General features: G+C 65.8%; 14 protein-coding genes. 7 read left to right on the forward strand and 7 right to left on the reverse strand.

The genetic code is table 11. The features are described 5' to 3' along the window. The first annotated feature begins 33 nt into the window (after positions 1-33). From ABE463_RS06165 to ABE463_RS06185, 5 genes are all read left to right on the forward strand, one after another. Entirely contained in the window at positions 34-720 is a 687-nt protein-coding gene (locus ABE463_RS06165; protein ID WP_346467549.1) for a hypothetical protein, read from the forward strand. Positions 721-802: 82 nt separating this feature from the next. Beyond that, entirely contained in the window at positions 803-1,402 is a 600-nt protein-coding gene (locus ABE463_RS06170; RefSeq protein ID WP_346467550.1) for a hypothetical protein, read from the forward strand. A 65-nt stretch (positions 1,403-1,467) separates the two neighbouring features. Further along, positions 1,468-2,349, forward strand: a complete 882-nt coding sequence (locus ABE463_RS06175) for a transporter associated domain-containing protein (protein ID WP_123728832.1) — start codon at positions 1,468-1,470, stop codon at positions 2,347-2,349. Between the two features lie 8 nt (positions 2,350-2,357). Continuing rightward, on the forward strand, positions 2,358-3,617 hold the full coding sequence (locus ABE463_RS06180; protein WP_346467551.1) for a DUF4105 domain-containing protein: 1,260 nt from the start codon (positions 2,358-2,360) through the stop codon (positions 3,615-3,617). A 15-nt stretch (positions 3,618-3,632) separates the two neighbouring features. Beyond that, on the forward strand, positions 3,633-4,631 hold the full coding sequence (locus tag ABE463_RS06185) for a magnesium and cobalt transport protein CorA (RefSeq protein WP_176989565.1): 999 nt from the start codon (positions 3,633-3,635) through the stop codon (positions 4,629-4,631). A 136-nt stretch (positions 4,632-4,767) separates the two neighbouring features. Here ABE463_RS06185 and ABE463_RS06190 read toward each other — a convergent pair whose 3' ends face one another. The 7 genes from ABE463_RS06190 to ABE463_RS06220 all read right to left on the reverse strand — a co-directional run bounded on the left by ABE463_RS06190 (position 4,768) and on the right by ABE463_RS06220 (position 12,226). Then, the gene (locus ABE463_RS06190; RefSeq protein ID WP_346467552.1) at positions 4,768-6,132 is read right to left on the reverse strand and encodes an NAD-dependent succinate-semialdehyde dehydrogenase; all 1,365 of its coding nucleotides are present in this window, start codon (positions 6,130-6,132) and stop codon (positions 4,768-4,770) included. Between the two features lie 75 nt (positions 6,133-6,207). Continuing rightward, positions 6,208-7,053: an ABC transporter permease subunit gene (locus ABE463_RS06195; RefSeq protein ID WP_121041633.1), complete on the reverse strand. Its 846-nt coding sequence runs from the start codon at positions 7,051-7,053 to the stop codon at positions 6,208-6,210. Further along, positions 7,050-7,961, reverse strand: a complete 912-nt coding sequence (locus tag ABE463_RS06200) for an ABC transporter permease subunit (protein ID WP_259260210.1) — start codon at positions 7,959-7,961, stop codon at positions 7,050-7,052. Before ABE463_RS06200 ends, ABE463_RS06195 begins: the two co-directional genes overlap by 4 nt. Next, positions 7,958-9,091, reverse strand: a complete 1,134-nt coding sequence (gene potA / locus ABE463_RS06205; protein ID WP_070426989.1) for a polyamine ABC transporter ATP-binding protein — start codon at positions 9,089-9,091, stop codon at positions 7,958-7,960. The genes ABE463_RS06200 and potA overlap by 4 nt, the downstream gene beginning before the upstream one ends. A 122-nt stretch (positions 9,092-9,213) precedes the next feature. Beyond that, positions 9,214-10,320, reverse strand: coding sequence for a polyamine ABC transporter substrate-binding protein (locus ABE463_RS06210; RefSeq protein ID WP_346467553.1), 1,107 nt, complete (start codon positions 10,318-10,320; stop codon positions 9,214-9,216). Between the two features lie 131 nt (positions 10,321-10,451). Then, positions 10,452-11,849 carry a glutamine synthetase family protein gene (locus ABE463_RS06215; protein ID WP_121041625.1) on the reverse strand — a complete coding sequence of 466 codons (1,398 nt, stop codon included), beginning with the start codon at positions 11,847-11,849 and terminating at the stop codon, positions 10,452-10,454. Beyond that, complete coding sequence (locus tag ABE463_RS06220; protein ID WP_346467554.1) at positions 11,846-12,226, reverse strand: gamma-glutamyl-gamma-aminobutyrate hydrolase family protein; 381 nt, start codon at positions 12,224-12,226, stop codon at positions 11,846-11,848. Before ABE463_RS06220 ends, ABE463_RS06215 begins: the two co-directional genes overlap by 4 nt. Positions 12,227-12,421: 195 nt before the next feature. On the opposite strand from ABE463_RS06220, the gene ABE463_RS06225 reads away from it, so the two are divergent. Together ABE463_RS06225 and ABE463_RS06230 are read left to right on the forward strand one after the other, a co-directional pair. Further along, complete coding sequence (locus ABE463_RS06225) at positions 12,422-13,708, forward strand: FAD-binding oxidoreductase (RefSeq protein ID WP_346467555.1); 1,287 nt, start codon at positions 12,422-12,424, stop codon at positions 13,706-13,708. A gap of 415 nt (positions 13,709-14,123) precedes the next feature. Then, on the forward strand, positions 14,124-15,701 hold the full coding sequence (locus tag ABE463_RS06230; protein WP_346467556.1) for an MASE1 domain-containing protein: 1,578 nt from the start codon (positions 14,124-14,126) through the stop codon (positions 15,699-15,701). Positions 15,702-15,773 lie beyond the last annotated feature (72 nt).

Genomic DNA, 15,773 nt, shown 5'->3' on the forward strand with positions numbered 1-15,773 from the left:
TGATTGCCCTGCCATACAAGGACGTATGCCGCCATGCCGATTCCTGATCGTCGTTCCGCACTGGGCCCCGTGCTGCTTGCAGTGTCCTGGGTGGGGTTTTTGTACACCGCGATCGGAGCCCCCGGCCTCACCGCGCTGACGCCGGCCGGCCGTGACCCCGGCGCACTGCAGCTGGGCATGCTCGGGCTGTCTGCCGTCATCGCAGCGCTCTCGTTGGCGCCCGCGCGAAGCTGGTGGGCGGCGCGGCAGCAGCGCGCGCCCCTGTCTGCGGCGTGGGCCGGGCGTCTGTCCGGCCTGGCCGCCGGGGTGTTCGTAGTGGGCATCCTGACCTGCGTGCTGGCGGGCCTGATCCTGCCTCGTCTGCTGGCCGGTTCTGGCGAAGCGACTCTTAGCGCGGCCGGCTTGAGCGTGGCGATCTGGTCGGGACTGGCGGCCGCGCTGGCGGCCCCGCTGGGCTGGCGCACGCTGTACCGCTGGTCACGTCGCGATGGGGCCTCGCCGGCACAGTCATCGACCTTCCACGCGCGGCCGGTGCAGGTCGCGCTGCTGTTCGTCCTTGCCGCGGCGTTTGCCTTGGTATTCGGGCGCGCGCTGCTGGTGGCCTCCGCCGACGGACCGGGCGCGCTGCATCTGGGCGCCGCTGCACTGGTGCTGTGGGCGGCCGGAATCGCCGTGGTCACCTTCACCACCACCCTGCGCTGGCTGTTCCGCCGCCGGTGACGCCCTGCCACGGCCGACCGGCGCCCGCTATGATCGTCACCGTGTCCGTGCGCTGCACGCCCCCGTTGATGGATCTGCTTCGATGACCCCGTTGCGACTTGCCTGCCTTGGCCTGCTGGGCCTGCTGCCCGCCCCTGCCTTTGCCGACGCCCCTGCACGTCCGCTGGATCTGACCGCCCTGATCGAATGCCGCCAGAGCGTTGGTGACTACGATGCGGTCGCCCCGGTGGTGGCCGACCCGCTCAAGGCGGTCGCCAACGGCCTGCAACCGCTGCCGCAGACCAACCCGTTCATGACCGAGTTCCGCCTGGCCGCCCCGATCACGGTGTTCGGCGAGCGCGCCGAGTACATCACGGTGGCCGGGGCCAGCATCATGGCCATCCTGGACCTGGCCGACCCGCGTCCGCTGGCCAAGCGCCTGGCGCTGGAGGACGGCGTGGATACGCCGGAGAAGTTCATGGCCGGGCGCGAGCTGGTGAGCCGCGATGTCACCGACCCGCGTACCGGCGAGGCCCTGATCGAATCGGTGATCCTGAGCCTGTCCACGGTCAAGACCCACCCCGGCAAGACCCTGGCCGGCTGTACCTACAGCCTGGACCTGCCGCCGGAGGAAGACACCCCGCCGCCGGGCGCCGCCCCCGCCCCCTTGCCGGGCGTGAATCCGCCCTCGGCAGGGCGCTGACAGGCGCCCGCATCCTGATAGACTAAATCCAACGCCCGGCACGCCGGGTGCCTTTTTTTCCAGAGATGTCTGAAGACGACAGTAGTAGCTCCACCCAGGAGCACAATGAAAAGAAGCGCAGCTGGCTCGAACGCCTGACCGCTGCCTTCTCCGGCGAACCCCACACCCGCGACGAGCTGGTGGCGGTCCTGCACACCGCGCACGAAGACGGCCTCATTGCCGCTGACACGCTTCGGATGATGGAAGGCGCCATTTCGGTGGCCGAGCTCACCGTCGGCGACGTGATGATCTCGCGCTCGCAGATGGTCTCCCTGCCGGTCGAAGCCCCCTTCCTTGAACTGATGAAGCAGGTGGTCGAATCCGGCCATTCGCGCTTCCCGGTGCACGGCGACAACAAAGACGACATCCTCGGCATCCTGCTGGCCAAGGACCTGCTGCGCGGCGTGGTCGCCGACAACGGGCCGGCCAACATCCGTGAGCTGCTGCGCCCGGCGGTACTGATCCCCGAAGCCAAGAAGCTCAACGTGCTGCTGAAGGAGTTCCGGCTCTCGCGCAACCACATGGCCATCGTGGTCGATGAGTACGGCGGTGTCGCCGGCCTGGTCACCATCGAAGACGTGCTGGAACAGATCGTCGGCGAGATCGACGACGAGCACGACGAGGCCGAGGACCACACCTCGCAGATCGCGATCCAGGCCGACGGCCAGTACGTGGTCGATGCATTGACCGCGATCGAGGATTTCAACGAGCGCTTCGGTGCCACGTTCCCCGACGACGATTACGACACTATCGGTGGCCTGGTCACCGAAGCGATCGGGCACCTGCCGGAAACCGGCGACGAACTCACCCTGGACCGCTTCGTGTTCCGGGTGGCGCGTGCCGATGCCCGCCGTGTGCAGGCGTTCCATGTGACCGTGCTGCCGCCCGACACCCACAACGAGGATTGACCCACGCCATGCGGCCCCCTTTGAATCGGTGGTCGCTGTGCCGCCTGTTGTTCGTGTTGTCGCTGCTTGCGATGGCCAGCCTGCCCTTCGGGGCGCTGGCCGCGCAGGATGCCGCGCCCGCTGTTGATGCGCCCACGTCCACCGTCGCCGATGCACCGCGCATCGGCGTCGTCACCATGCAGCCGGGCGAGATCTTCTTCGAGCGCTTCGGGCATGACGCGCTGGTGGTGGTTGATCCGGTCACCGGCGACGCCACCTCCTACAACTTCGGTTACTTCGACCCGAGCGAGTCCGATTTCATCGGCAACTTCGTGCGCGGCGACATGATGTATTACCTGGTCGCGCTGCCGCTCGGGCAGGACCTGTCGTACTACCAGGAGAGCGGCCGCGGTGCGAGCGTGCAGTGGCTGGACCTGACGCCCGCGCAGGCGCGCACCTTGGCCGCGTCACTGGCCGAGCGCGCCAAGCCCGAGAACGCGCGTTATCACTACGATTACTACACCGCCAACTGCGCCACCATGGTCCGCGATGCGATCGATGGCGCGTTGGGCGGCGGGCTGCATTCACAGCTCTCCGGGCGCTCGCGCGGCAACACCTACCGCAGTGAATCGGTGCGCCTGGCCTCGCCTTCGCCGTGGATGTGGCTGGGCTTCGATATCGGTCTGGGCCCGTTCGCCGACCAGCCGCTGTCGCGCTGGCAGGAAGCGTTCGTGCCGATGCGCCTGGCCGATGCGCTGCGCCAGGTGCGCAACAGCGAAGGCCGCCCGCTGGTGCAGGCCGAGCAGGAACTGCTGCCGCACCGGATCGCCCCGGAGCCGACCGAGTCCCCGCGCAGCTGGTGGCCGTGGCTGCTGTGCGGCCTGATCGCCGCTGCGGGTGTGGTTGCACTGCGCCGCCGACGCCGCCTGCTGGGTGGCCTGGCACTGCCGTTCTGGCTGTTCTGCGGCATTGGTGGCGCCCTGCTGACCTACCTGTGGGGCTTCAGTGCGCACCAGGCTGCCTGGGCCAACCGCAACCTGCTGCAGCTCTCGCCGCTGTGCCTGCTGCTCGTTCCCGCTGCGATCACCCTGCTGCGCGGCCGCGCGCCGCGCGCGTGGTTCCGGATCGTGCTGTGGGCGGTCGCCGGCGTGTCGCTGCTCGGGCTGGTGCTGCATTGGCTGACCTTGCAGGCGCAGTACAACCTGCAGTGGATCGTGCTGTTGCTGCCCATCCACGTAGCGCTGGCATGGATGCTGGGCCGCCGTGACCTGCCCGTCACGGGCCGCTGACGCACGATGCCCGCCATGGATACCGTCACACCCGAAAACCCCGCCTGCGTCATCAACTGCGTTCACTACGATGACCAGGGCAAGCGCCACGACATCAGCCTGGATGCGATCAGCGATGTGATCGCCAGCGACAACGGCTTCGTGTGGGTGGGGCTGTACGAACCCCAGGACAGCGTGCTGCTGAAGCTGCAGGAAGAATTCGGCCTGCATTCGCTGGCCATCGAAGACGCGCGCAACGCCCATCAACGGCCCAAGGTCGAGGCCTACGGCAACTCGCTGTTCGTGGTGGTGACCACCGCGCAGATGGTGGACGAGCGCATCCAGTACGGCGAGACGCACGCCTTCCTCGGGCCGCGCTTCCTGGTCACGGTGCGCCATGGCGCCTCGTTGTCCTACGCCGCGCCGCGCGCCCGCGTGGAGCGCGAGCCGGAGCTGCTGCGCACGATGGGCCCGTCGTACTGCCTGTATGCGGTGCTGGATTTCGTGGTCGACAACTACCTGCCGATCACCCAGCGCTACCGCGACACACTGGAGCTGCTGGAGAAGGACATCTTCTCCGACAACTACAAGCGCCACACCGTGGTGCGGCTGTACGAGCTCAAGCGCGAACTCAACAAAATGCGCATGGCGGTCGCGCCGCTGCAGGACATGCTCTCGCAGATCAAGCGTTACCAGGGTGACCTGGTGCCGGACGAAGTAAAGCTGTATCTGCGCGACGTGCACGACCACGCGGTGCGGATCAGCGATGTGATCGATACCCTGCGCGAGATGCTGGGCACCGCGCTGAGCGTGAACCTGTCGCTGGTGACCCTGGCCCAGGGCGAGACGGTGAAGCGCCTGGGCGCCTGGGCGGCGCTGCTGGCCGCCCCGACCTTGATCACCAGCTGGTACGGCATGAACTTCACCCACATGCCCGAGCTGGACAAGCCCTGGGCCTACCCGGCGATGATCATCGGCGTGGGTGCGGTGTGCGTGGGGCTGTACCGCTTGTTCAAGCGCGCGCGCTGGTTGTAGGTAGCGCGGCTGCGCATTCGCGCATCCACCCCACGCTTTGCTGCGCAAACCGCGGGCCCCGGCTCATCATCACCACAACCCCGCGCCTGTCGGCGCGCCCCCTTGAACTCCAAGGGGGCTATGGCTCCAGACGCAGTCAAGCCACGTAAACGGTCTTGATGTTCATGAACTCATGGATGCCATGTTCTGCGAGTTCACGGCCGAAGCCGGAGCGCTTGCTGCCGCCGAATGGCAGGCGGACGTCGCTCTTGACGATGGCGTTGACGAAGGCGGCACCGCACTCAAGCTGCTGGGCGATGGCTTCGCCGCGCGCCGCATCGCTCGTCCACACGCTGCCACCCAGGCCGAAGGTGGTGTCATTGGCCACGCGCAGCGCTTCGGCGTCATCGCGGACGCGCAGGATCGCGGCGGCCGGGCCGAACAGTTCTTCGTCATAGGCCGGCATGCCGGGCGTCACGTTGTCCAGGATGGTGGCCGGGTAACCCGCGTGCGAGCCGGCCACCGGCTCACCGCCGAGCAGCAGCGTGGCGCCCTTGGCGATGCTGTCCTGCACCTGCTTGTGCAGCTCGTCGCGCAGGTCCGCGCGCGCCATCGGCGCGAGCGTGGTCTTTTCGTCCTGCGGATCGCCGTAAACGCGCTTGCCGGCGGCGGCGACGAACTTTTCCACGAACGCATCGGCGATCGCATCGACCACGATGAAGCGCTTGGCCGCGATGCAGGTCTGGCCACTGTTGTCGAAGCGCGACTTCACCGCTGCGGCCACCGTCTTGTCCAGATCGGCATCGTCCAGCACCACGAAGGCATCGCTGCCGCCCAGTTCCATCACGCACTTCTTGAGCTGGTCACCGGCGTTGGCCGCAATCGACCGCCCGGCGCGCTCGCTGCCGGTCAGGGTGACCGCCTTGACCCGCTTGTCGCGCAGCACCTCGGCGGCCTGGTCGTTGTCGATGTGCAGCACATCGAACACGCCCTCGGGCAGGCCGCCATCGCGGCACACCGCCAGGATCAGGTCAGCACATTGCGGCACGTTGCTGGCGTGCTTGAGCAGGGCCACATTGCCGGCCATGAACGCGGGCGCGAGGAAGCGGAACACCTGCCAGATCGGGAAGTTCCACGGCATCACCGCAAACACGCAGCCGATCGGCTCGTAGCGCACGTAGCTGCGCTGGGCCTCGGTGTCGATCAGCTGCGGCTTCAGGTAATCCGCCGCGTGGTCGGCATAGAACTCGCAGGCCTCGGCGCATTTGTCGATCTCGCCCAGCGCTTCCACCTTCAGCTTGCCCATCTCGGTGGTCATCGCCTGCTGGATGTCACCCTTGCGCTGGCGCAGTTGGGCAGCGATGGCGCGCAGGATCGCCCCGCGCTCCTGCAGCGAACGCGCAGACCAGGCCGGGAACGCCTCGGCGGCCGCGGCCAGGCGCTGCTCGACCCCCTCGGCGGTGAGCAGTTCATGGCGATACGTGATCTGGCCGGTCGCGGGATTGATGATGTCAGCGGTCATCGCGGGTCTCCAAAAGTCAGACCCGCAGTGTGCGCCCGGCCCCGTGATCCGGATGTTGCCGGATCGGGATGACGTTCAGCTGGGGTCCTGCAGCGCCATCTGCATGTCGCGCTGGCGGCGTTTCTCGGCGCGGGAGGTGATGTACCAGCCCACCACCGCCGCGATAGACACCGCCAGCACCATCAAGGTGGCCAAGGCATTGATCTCCGGCTTGATGCCCATCCGCACGGAGGAGAACACCTTCATCGGCAGGGTGGTCGAGTTCGGGCCGGCCACGAAGCTGGCGATCACCACGTCATCCAGCGACAGCGTGAACGCCAGCAGCCAGCCGGCCACCAGCGCCGGGGCGATGATCGGCAGGGTGATCTGAAAGAACACCTTGAGCCGACTTGCGCCGAGGTCCATCGCGGCCTCTTCCAGCGAGCGGTCCAGCTCCTGCAGGCGCGAGGACACCACCACCGTCACGAAGGACAGGGTGAAAGTGACATGCGCGATCCAGATGCTGGTCACGCCGCGGCTGGGGAACCCGGGAATGCCGCCCATCGCCACCAGCAGGGTCATCAGCGAGAAGCCCAGGATCACTTCGGGCATCACCAGCGGCGCGGTGATCAACGCACCGAACACGGTCTTGCCCGGGAAGCGGCGCATGCGGGTCATCACCATCGCCGCCATCGTGCCGAGCACGGTGGCCGCGCAGGCCGTCCAGAACGCGACCTTGAGGCTGATCCACAGCGCATCCAGGATCTGCCGGTTGTTGAACAGCTCGCCGTACCAGCGCGTGGAGAAGCCCGACCAAACCGTGGCCAGCTTGGAGGCGTTGAACGAGTACACCATCAACAACAGGATGGGCAGGTACAGGAAGGCGAAGCCCAGCCCGAGCAGGCTCCAGCCCAGCCAGCGGTTGCTGCGCACCATGCTCATGCCAGCTTTCCTTCCAGCTCGCGCTGCTGCATGCGGTTGAACAGCAGGATCGGCACCAGCAGCAGGGCCAGCATCACGATCGCCACCGCCGAGGCCGTGGGCCAGTCGCGGTTGTTGAAGAACTCGCCCCACAGCACGCGGCCGATCATCAGCGTATCCGGCCCGCCGAGCATTTCCGGAATCACGAACTCCCCCACCGCCGGAATCATCACCAGCATGCAGCCGGCGATGATGCCGGTGCGCGAGAGCGGCAGCGTGATCCGCACGAAGGCCTGCCACGGCTTGGCGCCGAGGTCGTAGGCAGCTTCCAGCAGGCGGTTGTCCAGCTTGACCAGGTTGGCATACAGCGGCAGCACCATGAACGGCAGGTAGCAGTAGACGATGCCGATGTAGGCGGCGGTCGGGGTGTACAGAATCTGCAGCGGCGCATCGATCAGGCCGAGCTTGAGCAGCAGCTGGTTGAGCAGGCCGTTACGGTCCAGGATGCCGATCCAGGCGTACACGCGGATCAGGAAGGAGGTCCACGAGGGCAGCACCACCAGCATCATCGCCACGTTGCGCGCGGCCGGGCTCATCCGCGAGATCACGTACGCCATCGGGTAGCCGATCAGCAGCGTGAGCAGGGTCGAGATGACCGCGATCTTGATCGAGCTCAGGTACGCCAGCGCGTACTGGTTGTCCTTGACCAGGGCCGCGTAGCTGCCGAGGTTGAGCTTGAGCGAGAAGGCGCCATCCACGTACTCCAGCAGCCAGGTGTACGGCGGCGAGCCGACCTGGGTGCGCGCGAACGAGATCATCAGGATGATCACGAACGGTACCGCGAAGAACAGAAGCAGCCACAGGTACGGCGCGGCGATCACGCCGGCGCGCGTGCCCGGGAGCCAGCGCTTCCAGCCGGTCGCGGTCATGAGGTCAGCACCACGCCATCGTTGTCGCGCCAGTGCACCCAGACGGTGTCACCCCAGGTCAGGCCATCGCTGGCCCAGCGCTGGGAGTTGGCGAAATTGGACAGCACCTTGGCCCCGCTCGGCAGGCGCACATGGAACACCGAGTGGCTGCCGAAATAGGCGATCTCCTCGATCACGCCCTGGGCCTTGTTGGTATCCCCGGCCGGCTCGTCCTTGCCGATCATCACCTTTTCCGGGCGCAGCGCGAACGCCACCGGCTGGCCTTCGTAACCGGTGATGCCGTGGGCGACGTAGATCGGTGCGGGGAACAGCGGCGTGCGCACGGTGACGTATTCGGGCAGGTCCTCATCGAGCACGCCATCGAACAGGTTCACCGAGCCGATGAACTCGGCCACGAACCGGTTGGCCGGCTGCTCGTAGATTTCATCCGGCTTGCCGACCTGCTGGATCCAGCCGGCATCCATGACCGCGATCCGGGTCGCCATGGTCATGGCTTCTTCCTGATCGTGGGTGACCATCACGCAGGTCACCCCGGTGGTCTCGATGATGTTGACCAGCTCCAGCTGCATCTGCGAGCGCAGCTTCTTGTCCAGCGCGCCCATCGGTTCATCCAGCAACAGCAGCTTGGGCCCCTTGGCCAGCGACCGCGCCAGCGCCACGCGCTGCTGCTGGCCACCAGAGAGCTGATGCGGCTTGCGCTTGGCCAGCTTGCCCAGCTGCACCAGCTCCAGCATTTCGCCGACCCGGCGGTTGATGGCATCGCGGGCCATGCCGTCCTGCTTGAGGCCGAAGGCGATGTTCTGCTCCACCGTCATGTGCGGGAACAGCGCATAGGACTGGAACATCATGTTGATCGGGCGCTGGTACGGGGGCAGTGCGTTGATGCGCTGGCCGTCCAGATCGATGGTCCCCTGGGTGGGGGTCTCGAAGCCGCCCAGGCAGCGCAGCAGCGTCGATTTGCCACTGCCCGAGCCACCGAGCAGCGCGAAGATCTCGCCCTTGCGCACGTCCAGGGTGACGTCATCGAGCGCGACGAAGCCGTCGAACTCCTTGCGCAGCGCGCGGATGGACAGGTAGCCCGGTTCCAGGACCGGCAGGACCGCGCCTTCCGGCTTGGCTTCAAATGGCATGGTCAGCGGCTCCGGGAGCGGCGGCGGGACGGGGGGAGAATGCCATTTTACCGGTGGTGGCCGCGTCATGTCCTACCCCCTGAAACGACGACGCCGGCACGGGGCCGGCGTCGCAGAGGCGGTCAGCGCCCGGTTTTCACCTCGGTCCACAGCCGGGTGTAGAGCTTGTCCACCTCGGGCGTGTTGATCGAGTAGGTGAACATCTTCGCCGCCACATCGGCCGGCGGGTAGATGGTCGGGTCGGTGCGGATCGCCTCGTCCACCAGCGGCGTGGCCGTGGTCACCGGGTTGGCGTAGTGGATGAAGTTGGTGTTGGCCGCGGCGACCTTCGGCTCCAGCAGGTAGTTGATGAAGGCGTAGGCCTCCTCCGGGTGCTTGGCATCCTTGGGGATGGCCAGCATGTCGAACCACTGCGGGGCACCTTCGCGCGGGATCGAGTACGCCACGGTCACGCCGTTGGACGCCTCGGCCGCACGGTCACGGGCCTGGATGATGTCACCGGACCAGCCCACCACCAGGCAGGTACCGCCGTTGGCCAGCGAGCCTACGTACTGCGAGGAGTGGAAGTTCTGCACGTACGGGCGGATGGTCTTGAGCAGCGCGGCGGCCTTCTCCAGCGTGGCCGGGTCCTGGCTGTGCGGATCTTCGCCCAGGTAATGCAGCGCGATCGGGATCATGTCCGAAGGCGTATCCAGGATCGTGATCCCGCAGTCCTTCATCTTGGCGATGTTTTCGGGCTTGAAGATCAGATCCCAGCTGTTGGCGATGTCGGTGCTGCCACCAAAGCGCTGCTTGAGCAGCTCCACGTTGTAGCCGATGCCGGTGGTGCCGATCATGTACGGCACACCGTATTCGTTGCCCGGGTCCTGCTGTGCGATGCGCTGCATCACGCTCGGGTCGAGATTGGCCAGGTTCGGGATCTTGCTCTTGTCCAGCGGCAGGAACACACCGGCCTTGATCTGGCGCCCGAAGAAGTTCAGCGTCGGCACGACCACGTCGTAGCCGCTGTTGCCGGCCAGCAGCTTGGTCTCCACCATCTCATCGCTGTCGAACACGTCGTAGGTCACCTTGGTGCCGGTGGCCTTTTCGAAGTTCGGGATGGTGTCTTCGGCGATGTAATCGCTGTAGTTGTAGACGTTCAGCACCTTGGCGTCGTCCTGCTTGTCACCGCCGCCACAGGCGGTCAGCACGGATACGGCAATGCCGAGGGTGAGGATTCGCAGCTTCATCGGACTCTCCACAGGTCAGGTGCGAGTTGGGGGGAACCGGCCGGACCGGCACAACGGGTGCCAGCCTACCGGGCATGCCCTCATTTTCCCACACATGGCCCTCACGGCCATGCCGGGCGTGGCGCCCGGGGTCAGACGTTGAGCAGCAGGAACTCGCGCTCCCAAGAGCTGATCACCCGGAAGAAGGTCTCGTATTCCTTGCGCTTGACCGACACATAGGCACGGCAGAAGCGCTCGCCCAGCATCTCGCGCAGTTCCGGGCAGGCTTCCAACCCGTCCAGCGCCTCACCCAGCGAGCGTGGCAGGTCATAACCGAGCTCTTTGGCGCTGCCACTGATCGGCGCAGTCGGGGAGCCCTGCTCGCGGATGCCGAGCAGCCCGGCCGCCAGGGTCGCGGCGATCGCCAGATAGGGGTTGGCATCGGAGCCGGCGAACCGGCTTTCCACCCGCATGTTCTCCGGCGTATCCAGCGGCACGCGCAAGCCGCAGGTGCGGTTGTCGAAGCCCCAGTGCACGTTGCTCGGGGAGACCTCGCCGAACATCAGCCGGCGGTAGGAGTTCACGTTCGGGGCGAAAAACGCCATTGCCGCCGGTACGTACTTCTGCAGGCCGGCCAGGTAATGGCCGAACAACGGGCTGAAATCCTCACCGCCGTGCTCACCGGTGAACACATTGCTACCGTCGCTGATCCGCAGCAGGCTCTGGTGGATGTGCATCGCACTGCCCGGCTCGTTCTCCATCGGCTTGGCCAGGAAGGTGGCGTAGATGCCGTGGCGCATCGCCGACTCACGCATGGTGCGCTTGAACAGGAACACCTGGTCGGCCAGATCCATCGCATTGGCGTGGGTGAAGTTGACCTCCAGCTGCGCCGCGCCGGATTCATGGATCAGCGTATCCACGTCCAGCTTCATCGCATCGCAGTAGTCGTACATCAGATCGAGGATCGGATCGAACTCGTTCACCGCATCGATGGAATACGACTGACGCGCGGTTTCAGGGCGCCCGGAGCGGCCGGCCGGGGGCAGCAGCGGGAAATCCGGGTCGGTGTTCTTCTGGACCAGGAAGAACTCCAGCTCCGGTGCCACCACCGGGCGCAGGCCCAGTTCGGCATAGGCATTGAGCACCCGCCGCAGCACATTGCGCGGGGCCAGCTCATGCGGCTCGCCGGTTTTGGTGAAACAGTCATGGATGACCTGCGCGGTCGGATCGGTCGCCCAGGGCACCATGCGGACGGTGTCGGCATCCGGGCGCAGGATCATGTCCGAATCCGACGGTGAGGTCAGCTCGTAGTAGTCGTCCGGGAACTCGCCGGTGACCGTGGTGGCGAAGATGCCCTCCGGCAGGCGCGTGCCGTAATCGTGCGAGAACTTGTCGGCCGGAATGATCTTGCCGCGCGCGTTGCCGGTGATGTCCGGCACCAGGCACTCCACCTCGGTGATGCGCCGGTCCTTGAGCCAGCGCAGCAGCGTGCTCTCCTGGGGAACAGGCTTGGGGGCGGCGGCTTTGCGCGAACGCGTTCGGGTGGTCATGACCGGTCTGCTGTAAGAGAGTTGCGGCGACAAGCATCGCCGAAAGCGTGAAAAATGCTGTGATAGAACGGATTGTCGGCCACCCGCCACTCCGGATGCCACTGCACGCCGAGCACGAAACGATGCGCGGTGCTGCGGGCGGCTTCGATCAGGCCATGCGGTTCGATATTGCTCACCGCCCCGGTCAGCAGGAGGCCCTGCAGGCGGTCCAACCAAGGCGCTGCCGGCAACGGCGGCCGCAGGCTGGGCAGCAGCACCGGGGTGACCCCGGCCGCCTGGACCAGCGCGTGGATGTACTTTTCACCTGCCGCCGCAAAGCGGTGATGGCCCAGCATCGTGCTGTCGGTGGGCAGACCGACCCAAGGGGGCGGGACCATGCGTCATGCTCGGATGACCTGCAGCCACGTTACCCCTCCGCGCAGACGTCGCGCAACACGGCGCCACATCGGCCGCGCGTGCCCCTCACACGCAGGCGGCAGCCGCTGCGACAGACTGCCCCCTGTCCCGCGCGCCGGTTGCTGGCATTCTTTGTCCATGATTGTTGTCCTGTCCTCTTCCCGCCGGTGCCCGGCATGACCGCCGCCGGCGAGGCGCATGCGCCCAGCTGGTACGCCGACAGCGTGCCTGCCGTTGCGTTGCGCGCGCCGCTGAGCGGTGACCTGACGGCCGATGTCTGTGTGCTCGGCGCCGGCTACACCGGCCTGTCCGCCGCGCTGACCCTGGCCGAGCGTGGCTATCGCGTCGTGCTGCTGGAGGCCCACCGGGTCGGTTGGGGCGCCTCCGGGCGCAACGGGGGCCAGGCCATCGTCGGCTATGGCTGTGAAGTGGACACGCTCGAACACCTGGTCGGCGCCGAGGACGCGCGGACACTGTTCGAGTTTTCGCGCGACGGCATGCGCCTGCTGCGCGACCGCATCACCCGGCATCAGATCGACTGCGATTGGCGCGACGGCCACGCCAGCGTGCCGATCAAACCCCGTCAGGAGCGCGTGCTGCGCGCCGGGCTGATCGATCTGGCCCAGCGCTACGACTATCCGCTGCAATGGTGGGACCGCACGCAGCTGCGCGGGCAGCTGGACAGCCCCCGCTATCGCGGGGCGATGTTCGATCCCCACAGCGGCCATCTGCATCCGCTGGCCTACGCACAGGGCCTGGCCCGTGCCGCGGAAGCGGCCGGCGCGGTGATCCACGAGCAGTCCCCGGTCCTGCAGCTGATCCGCGGGCCCCGGCCGCAGCTGCGCACCGCGCACGGCACGGTCAGCGCCGACCACGTGGTGATCGCCGGCAATGCCTGGCTGGAGGGCATCGCGCCGGAGCTCGAATCGCGGATCATGCCGGTCGGCACCTATATCGGTGCCAGTGCGGTCCTTGGGCAAGCACGGGCGCAATCGCTGATCCGTAACGACATGGCCGTGGCCGACGTCAGCTGGGCACTGGACTACTTCCGCCTCAGCCGCGACCACCGCCTGCTCTTCGGCGGCCAGGCCAGCTACTCCGCCCTGCCCCCGCCGGGTCTGCGCGGGGTCATGACCCGGCGCATGCGCGCGGTGTTCCCGCAGCTGGCCGATGTGGAGCTGGAGTACGTCTGGGGCGGGTATGTGGACATTACCCGCAATCGCGCCCCGCACTGGGGCCGGCTGACGCCGAATGTCTATTTCGCGCAGGGCTTCTCGGGACACGGTGTCGCTGCCGCGGGCCTGGCGGGCCAGGTGCTGGCCGAAGCCATCGCCGGGCAGGCCGAACGCCTGGATGTGTTTGAACGCATTCCCCACCGGCCGTTCCCTGGGGGACGGATGCTGCGGACGCCGCTGCTGGTGGCGGCGATGTCCTGGTACAAACTGCGGGACGCATTGTGGTGAGGGATTAACGGGCATTCGGTGGAAATGCGACATGGAGCGGGGCCAATTCAGCTGTCTCTCTGAACCGGATACGACATGCGCCGCTCATCCAATGTCCGGGCAACCCGATGGAACCGCCCTTCACACGGCGCTATTAACACGTTACGCAATTTCAAGGAGTGGAAATTGCGTCATAGCCGCGACTTAACCAATGCCAAGATCAAAGTGGGACAACGATCACGCATCGGACGCTAAACCAGCGTGCAGTTGCTTCGAAGACGCGTATTCGGCATCGCGCTTGGCCCTTTGCGTAATTGCATATTCCCGCGCGTATGGATACCGTCCAAGTTGATCGCGGCATTGCTCCACAGGGACGTCGGCAGGGCACGAACAGGGGGATCGGGTGCTAAGGGACTGGTGGAAAGACGGGCTTCAGTTGAATCTGCGCATCGAGCCGATCGGGCTCGTTCTCGCGGTTATCTATGCCATCGCCTGCTGGGGCGCGCGCAAGGTATCACTGGATCAGTTCTATCTGCCTGCCGGCGTTCGCGTCGCCGCCCTGCTTCTGTGCCCGCCGCGACTGTGGCCCTATCTGATCCTGGGTGAGTACGCCTACTTCGCCCAGATGCGCTATCCCTTGGTGGAGAAGTACGGTTGGGCATGGGTAGTGGTTGCCTCTGCGTGCCTGATGCCCGCCGTAGCACTTGTCGTTCGACTGCACCGCAGGATGATGACCGAGACCAGACAAGTTTGGCTGATCTCGATTGGCGCTGTATCTGCTGTCGTCGTCACGACCCTCAATATCTTTCTATCCGAACTGCTCTGGCCAATACCACCAGAGATGCCAGTGCTCACCGCCTTGGCACGCTACATCGTGGGCGATTTCATCGGCATATTGACGGTGGCACCGCTTGCCATGCTCTGGGCAACCCGACACAGCGCGCCCGACTGGACAGCTACCTTCTTCAAGCCAGTAGTCGCCGCACTCAGTTTGATGGCCTTCCTGGGTTTCTCTGCAGCGCTGGTCTCCGCAGAATCGACCACGGTGAAAACCAGCCTTCACGTCCTGATGGCGCTTCCTGCCACCGCACTGACGTGCCTGCTCGGATGGCGAGGTGCCGCCATCGCGGTGCCGGCTCTTAACCTCGTCATTGGGCTCACTACACCAAAGCCCTACCCGACATCCTTCGACCCTGCGACCTTCACCACCCAGTTAATCATGGCCACCGCTGGTATTGCACTCCTTGTCCTCGGCTCGCGCATTACTCACTTCTACTACCATTCCAGGCTCCGGGACGATAGCGAAAAGATCGCCATCAAACTCGCCAGAAGCTCACACGTCGCAAGCGAAATGGGGCTACGCGAGCGAGCACTTCATCTAAGGAAAATCGGCGATGGCATGGATGTATCTCTCAATGAAGTTGTGAACTGGCTGAAGCTGCAAGGACACCACGACATTGCCGGCAGCCTGCTACATACCTCACTTGTACATTCGCGCCAGTTCCGGGCCCAGGCCAGCATGGTTTACCCGACGGCACTGGATCAGCTCGGCCTGTATGTCGCGCTGCAGGCTGGCGGTGTACGCGAGACCTGGGATCTCACCCATCGGGTTACCCGACCCAGGCTGGAGGGGGACCCATGCCAGTTGAGCGTTGACTTGCAGCTGGCCGCCTACCGTGCAATGACCGATGCCGTTTCGTTACTTCTGGAAAGTGAGTCCGGACAAATCCAAGTGCGCGCTCGCTGTGGTCGTTATGGACCGTCGCGCGGGATACTTGTGACGATAGGCTTACTGGACGCCGAACGCCCTCTGTCAGAAGCGACCATGATCACGGCCGTTGAACGACTGGCCGGGCGGGCGCTGGCCTATGGTGGCGTCGTACAGTGTCGGCGCAATCGGGTCAGGTTGCTGCTGACAGAAACCCACACGCGATCGGCGCGTGAGTCTGCGTGCGATGGCTGGAGCAATCGTTTCGAAGCACCCGATCGTGGCAGCAATCAAGCGGTCACCTGACCTGCATCATTGCGTCGAAACGATGAGGTTGCCGGACGGCTTATTACCACCGCTCGCCATTGGACCGCAATG

Origin of the sequence: Stenotrophomonas sp. TWI819, assembly GCF_039673075.1 — a bacterium.
Lineage (GTDB): Bacteria > Pseudomonadota > Gammaproteobacteria > Xanthomonadales > Xanthomonadaceae > Stenotrophomonas > Stenotrophomonas rhizophila_B.

Coding starts and splice junctions, on each gene's coding strand:
- ABE463_RS06165 (WP_346467549.1), top strand. CDS start 34: ATGCCGATTCCTGATCGTCGTTCCGCACTGGGCCCCGTGCTGCTTGCA.
- ABE463_RS06170 (WP_346467550.1), top strand. CDS start 803: ATGACCCCGTTGCGACTTGCCTGCCTTGGCCTGCTGGGCCTGCTGCCC.
- ABE463_RS06175 (WP_123728832.1), top strand. CDS start 1,468: ATGTCTGAAGACGACAGTAGTAGCTCCACCCAGGAGCACAATGAAAAG.
- ABE463_RS06180 (WP_346467551.1), top strand. CDS start 2,358: ATGCGGCCCCCTTTGAATCGGTGGTCGCTGTGCCGCCTGTTGTTCGTG.
- ABE463_RS06185 (WP_176989565.1), top strand. CDS start 3,633: ATGGATACCGTCACACCCGAAAACCCCGCCTGCGTCATCAACTGCGTT.
- ABE463_RS06190 (WP_346467552.1), bottom strand. CDS start 6,132: ATGACCGCTGACATCATCAATCCCGCGACCGGCCAGATCACGTATCGC.
- ABE463_RS06195 (WP_121041633.1), bottom strand. CDS start 7,053: ATGAGCATGGTGCGCAGCAACCGCTGGCTGGGCTGGAGCCTGCTCGGG.
- ABE463_RS06200 (WP_259260210.1), bottom strand. CDS start 7,961: ATGACCGCGACCGGCTGGAAGCGCTGGCTCCCGGGCACGCGCGCCGGC.
- potA (WP_070426989.1), bottom strand. CDS start 9,091: ATGCCATTTGAAGCCAAGCCGGAAGGCGCGGTCCTGCCGGTCCTGGAA.
- ABE463_RS06210 (WP_346467553.1), bottom strand. CDS start 10,320: ATGAAGCTGCGAATCCTCACCCTCGGCATTGCCGTATCCGTGCTGACC.
- ABE463_RS06215 (WP_121041625.1), bottom strand. CDS start 11,849: ATGACCACCCGAACGCGTTCGCGCAAAGCCGCCGCCCCCAAGCCTGTT.
- ABE463_RS06220 (WP_346467554.1), bottom strand. CDS start 12,226: ATGGTCCCGCCCCCTTGGGTCGGTCTGCCCACCGACAGCACGATGCTG.
- ABE463_RS06225 (WP_346467555.1), top strand. CDS start 12,422: ATGACCGCCGCCGGCGAGGCGCATGCGCCCAGCTGGTACGCCGACAGC.